Source organism: Pedobacter rhodius, from assembly GCF_027213645.1.
Taxonomy (GTDB): Bacteria; Bacteroidota; Bacteroidia; order Sphingobacteriales; family Sphingobacteriaceae; genus Pedobacter; species Pedobacter rhodius.
Genome location: NZ_JAPWGL010000006.1, coordinates 91,288 through 107,335, shown reverse-complemented (window position 1 = coordinate 107,335; position 16,048 = coordinate 91,288). Strand labels below are relative to the sequence as shown.

Annotated in this window: 15 protein-coding genes; 9 read left to right on the top strand and 6 right to left on the bottom strand. The window is 37.0% G+C overall.

Going from position 1 to position 16,048, the window contains the following annotated elements; all coding sequences use genetic code 11:
- Positions 1-18 precede the first annotated feature (18 nt).
- Positions 19-1,093 (bottom strand): peptide chain release factor 2 gene (gene prfB, locus O0931_RS18725; RefSeq protein WP_269417017.1). Its coding sequence is split into 2 segments (ribosomal slippage): positions 19-1,032 and positions 1,034-1,093, totalling 1,074 coding nucleotides; the frame shifts between segments, so codons are not numbered across the junction.
- A gap of 194 nt (positions 1,094-1,287) precedes the next feature.
- Entirely contained in the window at positions 1,288-2,592 is a 1,305-nt protein-coding gene (locus tag O0931_RS18720) for an amidohydrolase (protein WP_269417016.1), read from the bottom strand.
- Between the two features lie 259 nt (positions 2,593-2,851).
- Here O0931_RS18720 and pgi point away from each other — a divergent pair, with 259 nt between their 5' ends.
- The 9 genes from pgi (at position 2,852) to O0931_RS18675 (ending at position 11,698) form a co-directional block, all read left to right on the top strand.
- Entirely contained in the window at positions 2,852-4,498 is a 1,647-nt protein-coding gene (gene pgi, locus O0931_RS18715; RefSeq protein WP_269417015.1) for a glucose-6-phosphate isomerase, read from the top strand.
- Between the two features lie 162 nt (positions 4,499-4,660).
- On the top strand, positions 4,661-5,974 hold the full coding sequence (locus O0931_RS18710; protein WP_269417014.1) for a M16 family metallopeptidase: 1,314 nt from the start codon (positions 4,661-4,663) through the stop codon (positions 5,972-5,974).
- 24 nt (positions 5,975-5,998) lie between these two features.
- Complete coding sequence (locus O0931_RS18705; protein ID WP_269417013.1) at positions 5,999-7,411, top strand: M16 family metallopeptidase; 1,413 nt, start codon at positions 5,999-6,001, stop codon at positions 7,409-7,411.
- 581 nt (positions 7,412-7,992) lie between these two features.
- Positions 7,993-8,169, top strand: coding sequence for a hypothetical protein (locus tag O0931_RS18700; protein ID WP_269417012.1), 177 nt, complete (start codon positions 7,993-7,995; stop codon positions 8,167-8,169).
- Positions 8,170-8,614: 445 nt separating this feature from the next.
- On the top strand, positions 8,615-8,968 hold the full coding sequence (locus O0931_RS18695; protein WP_269417011.1) for a hypothetical protein: 354 nt from the start codon (positions 8,615-8,617) through the stop codon (positions 8,966-8,968).
- A 47-nt stretch (positions 8,969-9,015) separates the two neighbouring features.
- Positions 9,016-9,558, top strand: a complete 543-nt coding sequence (locus O0931_RS18690) for a YceI family protein (protein WP_269417010.1) — start codon at positions 9,016-9,018, stop codon at positions 9,556-9,558.
- A 7-nt stretch (positions 9,559-9,565) separates the two neighbouring features.
- Positions 9,566-10,513: a DUF5777 family beta-barrel protein gene (locus tag O0931_RS18685; protein ID WP_269417009.1), complete on the top strand. Its 948-nt coding sequence runs from the start codon at positions 9,566-9,568 to the stop codon at positions 10,511-10,513.
- A gap of 41 nt (positions 10,514-10,554) precedes the next feature.
- Positions 10,555-11,007: a QcrA and Rieske domain-containing protein gene (locus tag O0931_RS18680; protein WP_269417008.1), complete on the top strand. Its 453-nt coding sequence runs from the start codon at positions 10,555-10,557 to the stop codon at positions 11,005-11,007.
- A gap of 169 nt (positions 11,008-11,176) precedes the next feature.
- Positions 11,177-11,698, top strand: coding sequence for a DUF4251 domain-containing protein (locus O0931_RS18675; RefSeq protein ID WP_269417007.1), 522 nt, complete (start codon positions 11,177-11,179; stop codon positions 11,696-11,698).
- Positions 11,699-11,829: 131 nt separating this feature from the next.
- Here the strand turns inward: O0931_RS18675 and O0931_RS18670 are convergent, their stop codons facing one another.
- The 4 genes from O0931_RS18670 to O0931_RS18655 all read right to left on the bottom strand — a co-directional run bounded on the left by O0931_RS18670 (position 11,830) and on the right by O0931_RS18655 (position 16,042).
- On the bottom strand, positions 11,830-12,912 hold the full coding sequence (locus O0931_RS18670) for a glutaminyl-peptide cyclotransferase (RefSeq protein WP_269417006.1): 1,083 nt from the start codon (positions 12,910-12,912) through the stop codon (positions 11,830-11,832).
- Positions 12,890-13,255 carry a YraN family protein gene (locus O0931_RS18665; protein ID WP_269417005.1) on the bottom strand — a complete coding sequence of 122 codons (366 nt, stop codon included), beginning with the start codon at positions 13,253-13,255 and terminating at the stop codon, positions 12,890-12,892. Before O0931_RS18665 ends, O0931_RS18670 begins: the two co-directional genes overlap by 23 nt.
- Before the next feature lie 91 nt (positions 13,256-13,346).
- Positions 13,347-15,323, bottom strand: a complete 1,977-nt coding sequence (dnaG, locus tag O0931_RS18660; RefSeq protein ID WP_269417004.1) for a DNA primase — start codon at positions 15,321-15,323, stop codon at positions 13,347-13,349.
- A gap of 119 nt (positions 15,324-15,442) precedes the next feature.
- Positions 15,443-16,042, bottom strand: a complete 600-nt coding sequence (locus O0931_RS18655; RefSeq protein ID WP_269417003.1) for an SGNH/GDSL hydrolase family protein — start codon at positions 16,040-16,042, stop codon at positions 15,443-15,445.
- Between the last annotated feature and the right edge of the window lie 6 nt (positions 16,043-16,048).

Sequence of the window (16,048 nt, the reverse complement as noted above, 5' to 3'; positions counted from 1 at the left end):
TAATACTTCTTTTAAATTCTAAAATTCCATTAAATAAGCTTTTAAAAACTCATCAATATCACCATCAAGCACGGCCTGAGGATTTGAAGTTTGATAATTTGTCCTGTGATCTTTTACCCGCCTGTCGTCTAATACATAACTCCTGATTTGCGAGCCCCACTCAATTTTCTTTTTCGAACCTTCGATTGCTGCAATTTCCTCGTTTCGCTTACGCTGCTCGATTTCATAAAGCTGAGATTTTAATAAGCGTAAAGCATTTTCTTTATTCTGTAACTGAGATCTTGATTCCTGATTTTTTATGATAATACCCGATGGCTTGTGGTACAAACGAACGGCAGTTTCTACCTTATTTACGTTTTGTCCGCCAGCACCACCGGCCCTGAAGGTCTCAAATTCAACATCGGCCGGGTTAATGTAAATCTCAATGGTTTCGTCGACCAATGGATAAACATACACAGAGGCAAACGATGTATGGCGGCGGGCATTGGAATCGAAGGGCGAAATACGCACCAGGCGATGAACACCATTTTCGCCTTTTAAATAGCCATAAGAAAAATCGCCATCGAACTGAAGTGTAACGGATTTAATTCCGGCAATGTCGCCTTCCTGACTATCTTGTTCCGTGATTTTGTAACCGTTCTTTTCACCCCACATCATATACATACGCATGAGCATATAAGCCCAATCGCAGCTTTCCGTTCCACCAGCTCCTGCGGTAATTTGCATTACGGCTGAAAGCTGATCTTCTTTATTGCGAAGCATATTTTTAAGCTCCAGGTCTGCGACAGCCTGTTTGCTTATATCGAATTGATCTTGTAATTCTTCTTCAGATGCATCACCAGACTGGAAAAAATCGAACATCACGGCAGCATCTTCTACTGCGCTATTTGTTTTTTCAAAACCATCAGTCCATTTTTTTTTTGAACTTATTTCTGCAAGAATTTTTTCTGCTTTTTTTGGATCGTCCCAGAAATCGGGTGCCATTGTTAATTTTTCTTCTTCGCGAATGGCGTAAAGTAGCTCATCGACGTCAAAGATGCCTCCTCAGCGACGTTATTCTGTCCCTTAAATCCTGTATTTGTTCTTTAGTCATAATGGCAAAGATATAAAATCGCCATGAGCATAGCGGAGAGCGTTTAAATTTATCTTTGAATCAGGTATTTAATACCGGTAATTACATTGATAACCATTAAGAAGTTAAGGTAATTAAGATACCGGTTTGCAGTTAATCAGGTGAACGCCCTTAACTTTCTTAATGGTAAAAACTATAAAATTACGCCTTATTCACTATTTTTTCATTGCCATATAATCCAGTGTTAAATTCGACAACAACTTAACGCCTAAAACGAATCCGCTTTCATCCAGATAAAAATCTGGTGTATGGTGTGATGGTGCCTTAACAGGATCTTTACCTTTAGGCATGCCCCCTAAAAACACAAATAATCCCGGAACTTTCTCCTGGAAGAATGAAAAATCTTCTGCTCCGGTAACCGGCGGCCTCAATTTTACATGCGCAGCACCTGCGGTAGCTTGCATACTTGGCAACATTTTTTCGGTTAATGCGATGTTATTAAAAGTAACCGGGTAGTGATTGCTGTAAGGAATTTTAACTTCGGCTTTGCCGCCACCAGCCTCGGCTGTTTTAGTTACAATTGTTTTTATCCTGTCGATGAACATGGCTTCGTCTTCTTTGCTGAAATTACGAACCGTGCCTAACATCTCCACTTTCTCCGGGATGATGTTCGATCGAACGCCACCGTTAACCGCGCCTATAGTTACGACACCAGGATTTTCGGTAACATTTAAATTTCTGCTAACAATGGTTTGAAGGCTATTTACAATCTGCGCTGAAATAACAACCGGGTCGATGCTGCTCCATGGATAAGCGCCGTGTGCCTGCCTACCGGTTACCGTAATCTTCATATCATTTACAGCCGCCATTGTTCCGCCGGGTTTATAAGTAACATCGCCAACTTCTGTTTGTGAATTTATATGCAAGCCAAAAATTACATCAACTTTCGGGTTTTCTAAAACGCCTTCTTTAATCATTAATGCTGCGCCACCTTCTTCACCTGCTGAAACACCTTCTTCAGCGGGCTGGAAGATAAACTTTACCGTGCCGGCAATGTCTTTTTGCATGGATGCCAAAACCTCAGCAACGCCCATTAAAATAGCGACATGACTATCGTGACCGCAGGCATGCATTACCCCTACTTCCTGCCCGTTATATTGTGTTTTCACTTTAGATGCAAAGGGAACATCAACCCTTTCTGTAACCGGTAAGCCGTCCATGTCCGCTCTTAAAGCCACAACGGGACCGGGTTTGCCGCCCTTTAAAATGCCAACCACACCAGTTTTAGCCACTCCGGTTGTTACTTTTATCCCTAATGATTCTAAATGTTTGGCAATGATACCAGCTGTTCTCACCTCGTTATTGCCCAACTCTGGGTGTTCGTGAAAATCGCGACGCCAAGTGATAACTTTTTGTTCTATTGCATCTGCCTTTTTTGAAACTATAGCGTTTAAACCTGATTTTTGAGCGAAAACACTTGATGAAAGTGCAATAAATAATAGGATGTAGATTTTTTTCATAAAAAGAAATTAATTTGATAACATATAAAAAGCGGTTAAATTAAATGCATAATTATCATCTGAGCCTGTCGAAGAAATTATAAGATTAAATTTTAAGCATTGCGATACTCCGACAAATTCATTACAGGCATAGTTTAACAAGACAGAATCTAAGACTAAGTTACCCTGTTTACAATAAATAATGAAATGTTATTTTTTGAACATTAAAAAGACCGTTTTAACTATTTGCTTTATTACTTTTACAGAAAAGAAAAGAATTATGTTACCAAAAATAAATTTTACGGAAACGGCTGCTTACAAATATCTGGCCGATCATTTTATAGATATTAATCAAAAAAGCATTAAAGATTTATTTGCTGAAGATGCTGACCGTTTCATTAAATTCTCTGTTTTTTTTGAAGATATTCTATTGGATTACAGCAAAAACAGAATCAACGATGAAACATTGGCTTTGCTTATTCAATTGGCCCATGAATGTAAGTTAGACGAAGCGATAAAATCGATGTATGCCGGTGAAAAAATTAACGAGACTGAAAATCGTTCTGTACTTCACATTGCACTACGCAATCTAAGCAATACGCCCATTTTAGTTGACGGCAAAGATGTAATGCCTGAAGTAAATGCCGTTTTAGCTAAAATGGAAAAATTCAGCAACAGTATTATCAGTGGCGAATGGAAAGGCTACACCGGCAAAGCAATTACGGATATTGTAAATATTGGTATTGGTGGTTCAGACTTAGGCCCGGTAATGGTCACCGAAGCTTTAAAGCATTACAAAAACCACCTGAATATCCATTTCGTTTCAAACATTGATGGAACACATATTGCGGAGACAGTTGCTGGTTTAAATGCTGAAACCACGCTGTTTTTAGTCGCATCAAAAACATTCACAACTCAGGAAACCATGACGAATGCCCATTCTGCACGTTCATGGTTTTTAGAAAAAGGTGGTAAGGAAGACGATATTGCTAAACATTTCGCAGCGCTGTCTACTAATGCCAAAGATGTAGCTGCCTTTGGCATTGATACCGAAAATATGTTTGAGTTCTGGGATTGGGTTGGTGGTCGTTACTCTTTGTGGAGTGCCATTGGCTTATCTATTTCCTTAAGCATCGGCTTTGATAATTTTAAACAGTTACTGGCCGGGGCACATGCAACCGACAATCACTTTAAAACAGCCGAATTTGAAAACAATCTTCCTGTAATTTTAGGCTTGTTAGGTGTTTGGTACATCAATTTTTATAATGCCGAAACACAGGTAATTTTACCATATGACCAGTATATGCACCGCTTTGCGGCCTATTTCCAGCAAGGTGATATGGAAAGTAATGGCAAGCATGTAGATAGAAATGGAAACGAGGTTGATTACGAAACCGGTCCGATTATCTGGGGCGAGCCAGGTACAAACGGTCAGCACGCTTTTTATCAGCTAATCCACCAGGGAACCAGAATTATTCCCGCTGATTTTATTGCACCTGCACAAAGTTTAAATCCACTCGGCGAGCATCACCCAATTTTATTGTCAAATTTCTTCGCACAAACTGAGGCTTTAATGAATGGTAAAACCGAAGAAGAAGTTTCATCGGAATTAAAAAAAGAAGGAAAAACTGAAGAAGAAATTGCAAAACTTGCGCCTTTCAAAGTGTTTGAAGGCAACAGACCAACAAACTCTATTCTTTTGAAAAAGATTACACCCTATACTTTAGGTAGTTTAGTGGCCATGTATGAGCATAAAATTTTCGTGCAGGGTGTAATATGGAACATCTTCAGTTTCGACCAGTGGGGCGTAGAACTTGGCAAGCAATTGGCCAAAAAGATTTTACCTGAGCTGGAAGGCGACGGGAAAGTTTCGTCTCACGACAGTTCTACCAATGGTTTAATAAACCAATACAAGGCCTGGAGATAATTAAAACATAAAAAAAGCGAGTTAATAACTCGCTTTTTTTGTTTGAAATATATACTTTAGTAAAAACTCCTGCTTGTTTAGTTATAACAAGAAATAAAATTAACTTATTATTAAAGGATTTCGGGCTTAGCGGCCAGATTTCAAAAACAAACAAATTATCTAATGAAAAAAAGAATTCTTTTTGCTCTGGCCATTTCCGGTCTGTGCTTAAGCGCATCTGCTCAAAAAGTACAGTTTACCGAGTTCGACTTGGACAATGGCCTCCACGTTATTCTCCATCAGGACAAAACCGCTCCGGTGGTTGCCGTTTCAGTGATGTACCACGTTGGTTCTAAAGATGAAGACACCACACGAACAGGCTTTGCCCATTTTTTTGAACACCTGTTGTTCGAAGGTTCCAAAAACATTAAAAGAGGTGAATTCATGAAACTGGTTAGCAGTAATGGTGGTCAAAATAATGCGAACACGTCTCAGGATCGTACTTTTTATTATGAGGTTTTCCCTTCAAATCAATTGGAATTAGGATTGTGGTTAGAGAGTGAGCGCATGTTACAGCCGGTTATAAATGAAGTTGGTGTAAAAACTCAAAATGAAGTTGTGAAGGAAGAAAAACGCCTTCGCATTGATAACTCGCCTTATGGCAAATTTACCGAGAAAATATTTGCTCATCTGTTTGATGGACACCCTTACAGATGGCAGCCGATTGGCTCAATGGCACATTTGGATGCTGCAAAGCTGGATGAATTTATTGCCTTTAATAAAAAATATTATGTTCCGAATAATGCGGTTTTAACAATCGCCGGAGATTTAGATATTGAAAAAACAAAAGGATTGGTTAAACAATATTTTGCTGAAGTGCCGAAAGGTGCGCCCGTTGTTCGTAAGGAATATAAACTGCCTGAAATCAAAAAAGAAATTATCGATACCGCTTACGATGCAAACATTCAGATTCCGGCAATTTTTGCAGCTTACCGCGTTCCGGGTATGAAAAGCAGAGAAAGTAAAGTTTTGGGTATGATTAGCTCAATCTTGTCAGGCGGCGGAAGTTCCAGATTAAGCACTAAAATGGTTGATGAAAAGAAAACCGCGCTACAGGTTGCTGCTTTTAACTACTCATTAGAAGATTATGGTGCTTACATTACTTTAGCTTTACCAAATAAAAACACGCCGCTTAACGATTTACTGAAAGATATTGATGAAGAAGTTTTACGCCTTCAAACCGACTTAATCAGTGAAAGTGATTATAAAAAGCTTCAAAATCAATTCGAAAACAGTTATGTAAGTGCAAATAGCAGAATGCTTGGTGTTGCGGAGAATTTGGCTAATGGCTATACATTTCACAATAAGGATACCGACGATATTAACAAAGAGTTAAGCATTATTCAATCCATCACTCGTGAAGAAATCAGAGCTGTTGCAAAACAATACCTGAACAAAAACCAAAGAGTTGTTTTGTATTATTTACCTAAGAAATAACCGCTTTTTATATTATTTAAGATCATGAAAAAAATATTCATAATAGCTGCAATTTCCTTATTGGCTCAAGGCATTTCAGCACAAACAATAGATCGCAGCCAAAAACCAAAACCAGGACCGGCACCGGTAATTACGATTGGCGACCCTGTTATTTATAAATTAGCAAACGGCATTACCGTATTGGTTGTAGAGAATCATAAACTACCGAAAGTATCGGCGAGTTACAGCATTGATGCCGGGCCTATTACAGAAGGTGCTAAGGCAGGTGTTGTAAGTTTAATGGGCAGTATGTTAAACGAAGGAACAACAACTAAAACCAAAGCGCAGTTTGATGAAGCCGTTGATCAATTAGGCGCAGATGTAAATGCAGGTGCATATGGAGGTACAGCTTCTGCATTAACACGTTATTTCGAGCCGGCCTTTATGTTAATGGCAGAAAGTATTCGCCAACCGGCTTTTCCCGCGGCTTCTTTCGAAAAAATTAAATCGCAAACCATTACAGGCTTAAAATCAAATGAAAAAAGCGCAAAAGCAATTTCAGGAAGAGTTGTTAATGCTTTAGTCTATGGAAAAAATCATCCTAACGGAGAATTTCAAACAGAAACATCTATCAATGGGATTACTTTGGATGATGTTAAAAGCGCCTATAAAAAATATGTTACCCCATCGCGCGGTTATTTAACTTTTGTAGGCGACATTAAACCAGAAGCGGCAAAAGCATTAGCAGAAAAAGCTTTCGGCGATTGGAAAGGAGCTGCGTTAACCTTACCTGTCTTGGCGAAGGTTAGTAATCCTACCAAAACTGAAGTAGATGTAGTTAATGTAAGCAATGCTGTTCAATCGGAAATTACAGTTACCAATCTTTTAGATTTACCACTAAGCAGTCCTGATTATTTTGCGGTTTTACTAGCCAATCAAATTTTAGGCGGTGGTTCAGAATCGAGGTTATTTATGAATCTTCGTGAGAAACATGGTTTTACATACGGCGCCTACGCAAGTACGGGTTCCGGGCGTTTTCAATCTAAATTTTCTGCAACAGCGGCTGTTAGAAATGAAAAAGTTGATAGTGCTGTTGTCGAGTTTTTAAAAGAAATCAATACGATCCGTACGGTAAAAGTGTCGGCAGAAGAATTGCAAAATGCTAAAAATCTGTATAATGGTTCTTTTGCATTAGGTTTAGAGAATCCGGCACGTACTGCAGGTTTTGCAAGCAGTATATTGATTAACAATTTGCCTAAAGATTTTTATCGTACTTACCTGCAAAAATTAAATGCAGTAACCATTGATGATGTTTTACGCGTAGCTAAAAAATATTTTAACTATGATAATACCCGCGTTATTGTTGTTGGTAAAACTGAAGCTTTTGTTCCCGGCTTAACTAAAGCCGGTTTTACGGTTAATACTTTTGATAGTTATGCATCACCTATTAAAAAATAATTTGACAATGAATTCTTAAACACCTGATAGTAAAAATAACGTTGAAAAGGCAGAGTTTGGTTCCTCTGCCTTTTTATTTTATTAGTTGTTTCAACTCACATATTTTATTATCTCTTTTTTGAATCTTTTCTTCAAGTTCTCTTATACGTTCCTCTCGTTGAGTTATAATTTCTTTCAGTAATTTTTTCTCGTAGTACTTAGTTTTTGTACATTTCCGAAAAAAGCTTCTATTGGTTTATTAAAGATCCGTGCTAACTGAGATAAACGATCCGTTTAAATTTTTACCTTTCCTGCTTCAATTCTTTGATAAGTACTTTGTTGGATTTCAAGTTGTTGTGCAACGTACTCCTGGCTAAAGCACTTTCGCCTCTGTATTTACGGATATTTTCATAACTGCATACTTTCTTTGACTCCGATTTTGTTAATTTGACACCATTCATATTTGAAGATAATCAATTATCTATTAAGGAATAAGCATAAATTTATGCAGAAAGCACATACTTCTATGCTTAAAATATGATTGGTCATAATAATCTATCTTTAACTTGCTAAGAAAATTAAACATAATAAAAAATTTAAAGATGAAAAATTTAACACCTCTTAACAAAGAAGAAATGAAAAAAATAACCGGGGGAAATTTTCCAACGCTAACTTATGAACAGGTTGAATATCTAAAGTGCTGCGCTCAAGCAGCCAATGAGCCTGATCCAAATGTTCGTGAAATTTGGTGCAACCTGTGTGCTTCAACAAATTGGTAATTACTGTATTTGGTAAATTTATTTTATAGGACGTTTAGAAAATAAATATTTTTAGGAATAAATATTTCTATAATCTATTCAGACCATTTTTATAACCGCTTCATATTAATTTATGCAGCGGTTTTTTTTATATTTTTTTTTCTCAAGGCAACCATTCTTAAAAAGCTTACGTAATTAGTTAAGATTTCCATTGTCTTTCTATTTGTATGAATTGGTAAGGTAACACATCAACATAGACTTGAGAAATAAAACATACATTTTAAAGCTATACGGACATGACTGCAAAAAAACAAGTTATTGCGATTCTGCTTGCTGCATTTCTAATCTTGCTATGCATATCTGTTAAAGCAAAAAATAATTCGCATAAAACTTCAACGGCCAATCGCGACAAAACTATTATAGATAAATCAACTTTTATTCAGCTTCAGTCCCAAACAACTACTTTATGAAAAAACCAAGTTTATTTTTTTTATCAGCCACAGTTATTGCATTAATTTTTGCCTGTTCCAAGAAACAAGCAGCGGAAATAAAACCTGAAGGTCCGACAACGGTAACTACGGCAAACGTAACCTATTCTAATTTTGCCGGTGCACTATTTCAAAACAAATGTGCCAATTGCCATGGGCCTAACGGATCGATACAAATCGTCTGGTTATTTAATGGTTTGGCCTCCATAAAAAATGATGCACGTGTTGCCAATAGCATATTGGTTACTAAAACGATGCCTAAAGGCAGCACCTTAACCGCCAATGAACGCATATTACTACAAGCCTGGTTTGATAGAAATACGCCGGAATAAAAATAATAAACTAAGGTCTTTTCAGGACTTCATATAATAACATACAGATGCAAAAATTATTTTTCACATTAACAGCCTTGTTTTTATGTACAGGTATACAGGCACAGATATGGGTTAGTAAAAGTGTAACTTCCTCATTTTTTTCTTCAACACCAGTGGAAGACATTGATGCCCAGAGTAAATCGGGTGCTTCGGCGATAGATACTAAAACTAATAATATCATTTTCAAGATTAGCAATACTTCTTTTCAATTTAAGAAAAAGTTAATGCAGGAACACTTTAATGAAAATTACATGGAAAGTGACAAATACCCGACTTCAGATTTTAAGGGGAAAATTGCAGAACAGCTAGATTTTTCAAAACCCGGCAGCTACCCCATCACCGTAAAAGGTAACCTGCAGATTCACGGGGTTTCAAAAGAATATCAGGCAAAAGGATTGCTGGTTATTACAAATGGTGAGGCAAAAGCCACCTCAACATTCAATGTAAAACTTTCCGATCATGATATCAAAATTCCAACTATTGTTTTCAAACAAATTGCAGAAACCGTGCAAGTAAAAATAACTGCAGTTTATCAACTTAAAAAATAAAAATCTTATGAAACACCATCTAAAATCTCTTTTATATTTATTTGTAATTTGTTTGCCTTCAATAGCTTTTGCCCAGGATTCGCTCGAAAATGCATTAAATATGCCAACCGAAAAAAAGATTGTGAAGGCCACTTTTAAAGCAACCAAACTGATTAATATACAAACCAATGAAACCATTTATAAAAATGAAATGGATTTCAGGGTCGACCACCGGTTTGGAGATATCGCCGGAAATGCCGGCGGGATTAAAAACTTTTTTGGTTTGGATCAATCAACTGATATACGCATAGGGTTTGATTACGGAATCAGCGATAGGCTTTCGGTAGGGATAGCAAGAGCAAAAGGGGCAGGAATCGTTACACAATTGTATGAAGGAAACTTAAAATACCGCCTGCTGGAACAGACTACTGATGATAAAATACCTTTGGCCCTTACATTATTTGGGAGTACAACCATTGCAGCTGTAAAAGCCTCAACCGACCCGACAGCTGCAACTGCTTACAGTGAATTTCAGGATCGTTTGGTATATGTAGCACAGGCTGTAATTGCCCGGAAATTTAATACAAACCTTTCCATGCTGGTAATGCCATCCTATATACACCGCAATTTTACTGTTTTTGGCGATGAGAATGACCTGTTTGCAGTATCCGTTGGAGGTCGAATAAAAATTACCAAACGCATGGCTTTTGTTGCCGATTATACCATTCCATTTAGAAATACTGCTAAAAAAGCGTACCTGGAAAATACTTCCGGAAATCAATTTTATAATACACTTGGTGCGGGACTGGAATTTGATACCGGAGGACATATTTTCCACCTTAACTTCACCAATGCAACAGCTATACAAGAATCACAATTTATTACAGATACGAATACTTCCTGGTTAAAAGGTCAATACCGATGGGGATTTAGTATCGCCCGAAGATTTTCCTTTGATAGAAAGAAAATAAAGTAAGTCAAATTCAACCATCTTAAAACAGATTAAAAAAATAAATTATGGAACGTAACGATTTTATAAAGTCATTAGGATTAGGGATTGCACTAGTTTGCACCGGTTCATGTTTATCAGGCTGCGGAAGCAAAGGCAGTGATCCTCAACCAAACAATCCCGGCGGAAATGGGCCGGCTCCGGGAACAACAGCAAATGTAGATTTATCTACACAACTATTAACAGTTGGCGCATCATTAACGGTTAACGGAATTTTATTTATTCGTATAGCTGCAGGTAATGCCGTGGGTTCATTTGCAGTTACACAAGCCGTTTGTCCACATCAAGGTGGTGCATTGAGCTGGATACAGGCAAATAATTACATACAGTGTGGTTTACATGCATCGCGATATACTTCTGCAGGAGCCATCTTAGCACAACCTAATGATGGCGGAACTACATCTGCATTAAAAGTTTATACGCCTACGATTTCTGGCAATACACTGTCTGTAAACGTATAGTCAATGTTTCAATTTAGGTTTTAAGCGGTATCCGTATTTGGTGCCGCTTTTTTTTAATACTTATTAATAGGCTATATTTATTCAGGATTTTGAAAATATCGATTTTTGATTTATGGAATTACCTAAACATCAACATCTTTAAATTGTTATACATTCAAAAACACACAAAATGAAGCATTTAAAATTATTAAGTATTTTGTTCTTTGTAACAATTGCTCAAACATTTGCACAAACAAATAAAGAAACTACAAAAAAAATAGTTGCTGATAAAAACTATGTTTTCATGGCAAATACTGCACTTCCGATGTCTAACCAGGATATTAGCCAGGTTTTAAGAAGTATGCAAGGTGTTCAAGGCGGAGGCACCATAAATCTTTCAGGGTCACAATACGATTTAAAGGTTACAGCTGATAGTATTGTAGCGTACTTACCGTATTATGGCAGAGCATATTCTGCACCTTATAACCCAACTGATGGCGGTATAAAATTTACCTCAAAAGATTTTACTTATACGGAATCGAAGAATAAAAAGGGACTGTACATTATAAATATTCGGACCAAAGATTTAAAGAACGATAACTATCAGATTTATTTAAGTATTTCGCAAAATGGTTATGCTTCATTGATGATGAACAGTAATAATAAGCAATCCATTACTTTTAATGGTGTATTGGAAGAGTCAAAGAAATAAGCAGGATTAAACCAGGATTTAAGGATAAGGCAGGATTTTAAACTTTGAAAGTTAAAATGTTAGCCACAGATTCGCAGATTACTTATAAAATTTAAATCTGCAAATCTGTGGTTTTATTTTATTCCAGCGTTTTACTTTTTTACAATCTTAATTTCAAAAATATAAGGCCATTTTTTGCCGGTAACAAAAAGTCGTTTTCCGGCTTTATCATAGGCTATTCCGTTTAAAACGTTATTATCCCGCTCCGTTCCTGCTTTGAAATAGTCAGACGGGAATAAGCCGGTTAAATCTATTTTGCCTTCTATTGTGCCATTTTCAGGGTTAATAATTATGATATCATTTGTTAAATAAACATTCGCATAAATTTTACCATCGATATATTCCAATTCATTTATATTATCTCTGGAGCCTTTATCATCAAAAACCTCAATTGAGCCGATTTTCTGGTAAGTATCTTTATTCATCAGATAAATTGTGTTTGAGCCGTCGGATGTGTAAATTTTCTGCCCGTCGAAAGTTAAGCCCCAACCTTCTCTACCAACTGAATATGGAAACTCGGCAAGTTGTTTAAAAGTATCTTTATCATAAACAAAAGCCTTTTTATCCATCCAGGTTAACTGCAGAATTTTATTTCCAATTAGTGTAATGCCTTCACCAAATAAGGCAGTGTCCAATCTCGCTCTTTGAAGCACCTTTCCGGTTTGAACATTTACTTTGCGCAGATCGGATTTACCCTTTTCACCTGTACCTTCATAAAAAAACCCGTCATGATATTCTAAACCTTCTACATATGCAGAGGTATCATGCGGAAACTTCGTTATCACTTTATAAGTATACAAATCAGGCGCCTTTGCAGCCAGAACAATAATGTTCGAAGTTATGTCATCCGATTTTTCGCCTTCATAAATTTTAGCTGTAATCAGATGATTTCCAAGCTTAAGTCTGTCAGTTTTAATTTTTATGCCCAGCGTATCGCTTGCCGATGCAATCCTGGTCGAATCCAGTAAATAAACTACCGAATCAATTTTTTTCCCTTTTGCAAAATCAATTTTTACATTAATTTCATTTCCTGAGGCTATACTTGTACCTGCGGAAGGTGCGATAAAATTATTATAACCCGCAGCAGGTTCATCTTTGCAGGAACTTGCAAAAATTATAATGGTAACGATAAGAAATAAAAATTCAAAATGGTTAATCTTCTGGCCAAAAAGCATCTTCAATATGGTTTAAAATGTAAGTATTATCTTTTTTAAATGTTATTGCAATAATATCAAAACGGATATCATGCTGATGGTTCATTAGTTCAATATATTCGAGCGAAGCGAGCTCCATTTGTTTCTGCTTTGCTTTTTGCACAAATTCTTCCGGCCGGCCAAAAGCAACTGAAGTTCTGCTTTTAACTTCTACAAAAACCATTATATTGTTTTTGTAGGCAATTAAATCAATTTCGGCCTTTCCATGAACCCAGTTTTCATCAAGAATTTCGTATTCCTTTTCTTCGAGATAGGTTTTTGCTATCAGTTCACCTTTTTTACCTAAGTCGTTATGGCTTGCCATTTTGAAGAATCGAATCCCGATTATTGAATTGATAAGTTAATGAATATAAAAAACATAATACTGAAATCCAATCATCCTGTAAATCCCAATCTTATTTAACAATAACAGAACCTAAAAATTTTGATATTTCTCTTTCCACTCCTTTTATCACACCATAACGCTGCATCAAAATCATTTGATTATCGTTATCCTTTTCATCTTTTATCTCTTTCAGTAGATTAGATAAAATTCTGTCGACTTTACGTTTCTTCAGATGAAATATACCTCCAAGAATCGTTGCTTTTAAATTCATCGTTTCATCCTTTACATAAATCTGATGTTTATTAAGCCAGTTCTCACTTAAAGCATATTCAGATGTAGAAAGCGTAATTGCTAAATCTGCAATAGCTCTGTCTTCATGTTTTACGAAGTGACTTGCGGTCGGCAGTCTTCCATTATCAATCTCCGATTTGTAGTAATCAATTATCTTTTTGCAGATAGGGTTTTCAAACTCAACATCTGCTAAATTTTGCATAACAAAAGAGCCGATAACCATATCATCTATATTATCCCAGTTCACGAATTCATGTCCGTAAGCCAATAGTAACCTGACAATTTCCTTCTCCTGATGTTCATCATTTTCGGCTGTCTGCGTTTGTCCGGGAGAGCCCGCATTATCATCCCATAAATCATCCGGCGGACCAAGTGGCTCTGGTGGGCCTGAAGAATATGGACTATGACTTGTATTATTTGCTCTCTGATTACTTTCGAAAGATTTCTTACTCTTCGCCGAACGCATTTTATTCAGCTCGGTAAGCAGAATACGCTCTTCAATTTCTAATAGACTACTGCTTTCGCGAATGAAAACCGAAGCCTTAATCGGATCGGGGATTTTAGCAATGCTTTCTACAATATCACGAATAATCCCGGCACGTTTAATTGGGTCATTGCCGGCTTCTTTTAATAAGACGTTAGCTTTGTAAAGGATGAAATCTTTACGATTATCTTCTATATAAGTTTTAAAGGCCCCTGCACCAACGTGATGCATGTAAGAGTCCGGGTCATGTCCATCCGGGAAAGAAACAATTTTAACATTTAAACCTTCTTCCAGAATCATATCCAAACCACGTAGGGATGCTTTTATACCTGCCGCATCGCCATCAAAAAGAATGGTTACATTTTGTGTAAAACGCCCGATAAGTTTAATCTGCTCAACGGTTAAAGAAGTACCGGAAGAGGCAACAACATTTTCTATGCCTGCCTGATGAACGGATAAAACATCGGCATAGCCTTCTGCCAGATAGCAATTATCCAGGTCACGAATCGCTTTTTTAGCATGAAACAAGCCATAAAGCACATTCGATTTATGGTAAATTTCACTTTCCGGAGAATTTACATATTTCGGTACGTTTTTGTCGGTTTTTAAAGTCCGACCGCCAAAACCAATTACCCTGCCTGTGAAATTATGAATCGGAAACATGACACGACCGCGAAAGCGATCATAAATTTTACCATTGTCATTTTTAATCGATAAACCGGTTTGCTCCAAAAATTCCAGCTTGTGGCCACTATTTACAGCACTTTGGGTCATTGCATCCCAAACATCTGGTGAATAGCCAACCTCAAATTTTTTTAAAATATCTTCCCTGAATCCACGCTCTTTAAAATAGCTAAGCCCGATTCCACGGCCTTCATCGGTTTCCCAAAGTTGTTTTACGAAGAATGAAGCAGCAAATTGGGAAACGATATATAAACTTTCCTTCGCATTCTGCGCTTCGGTATCCTGAGGTGTCAGCTCTGTTTCTTCAACCTCAATATTGTATTTGTTGGCTAAGAATTTTAATGCTTCAGGATAATTGTACTTTTCATGGTCCATTATAAAGCGAACCGAATCCCCACCTTTCCCGCAACCGAAGCACTTGTAAATACCTTTGGTAACCGACACATGAAATGATGGTGTTTTTTCGCCGTGAAAAGGACAATTACCGATTAAACTTGTTCCGCGTTTTTTTAAGTGCACAAAATCCCCTACTACCTCCTCAATTCGGGCGGCATCCATTATCTTATCTATCGTTTCGCGGTTTATCAAAATAGTATTAAGTATTTAGTATCGAGTAGCTGGTATCAAGTAGTTAGTATCAAGTATCAGGATTGGGTTGCGTAATGTAAGTTAGAAGCATACAAACTTATAACCTATAACTTTTAGCTTTATTTCACCAATGGCAATAACTGATCAGCAACCAGTTTATTGCCGGTTTCGTTTAAGTGAACCCTGTCTACAGTTAAAATTCCTTTTTCTTTATCCTCGGGATTATTTTTTGCTTCATAGTCAGCAAATATTTTTCTCAAGTCACAAACCGGCAAATTATTTTTAGCAGCCAGTTGCCTGATGCCTTCAGCATATTTATTTAAGTCAACATCCAGTTCATTTGTACCGTCTTTTTTCTCGCCAACTACGGAAGGGGTAACCAAAACCACTTTACTGCCAATGCCTTGAATCTTATTAATTAAGGCCTGATAAAACTTCAAATATTTATCGTAATCCGTTCCGGTATGCGATGATTGTTTATGCCAAACATCATTAATGCCAACATAAATCACCACTAAATCGGGTTTCTTATTTAAAACATCATCTTCTAAACGCAAATACAAATCGTAGACTTTATTTCCACCGATTCCGGCACCCAGAACTGTGTATTTGGTTGAATCTAATGCCTTCTTTATTAACGTAACATAGCCGTTTGCCGATACACCTTGTTGTGTAATCGAATCGCCAAAAAAGATAATCCGTTTCGGTTTAAATGTCATTGAGGT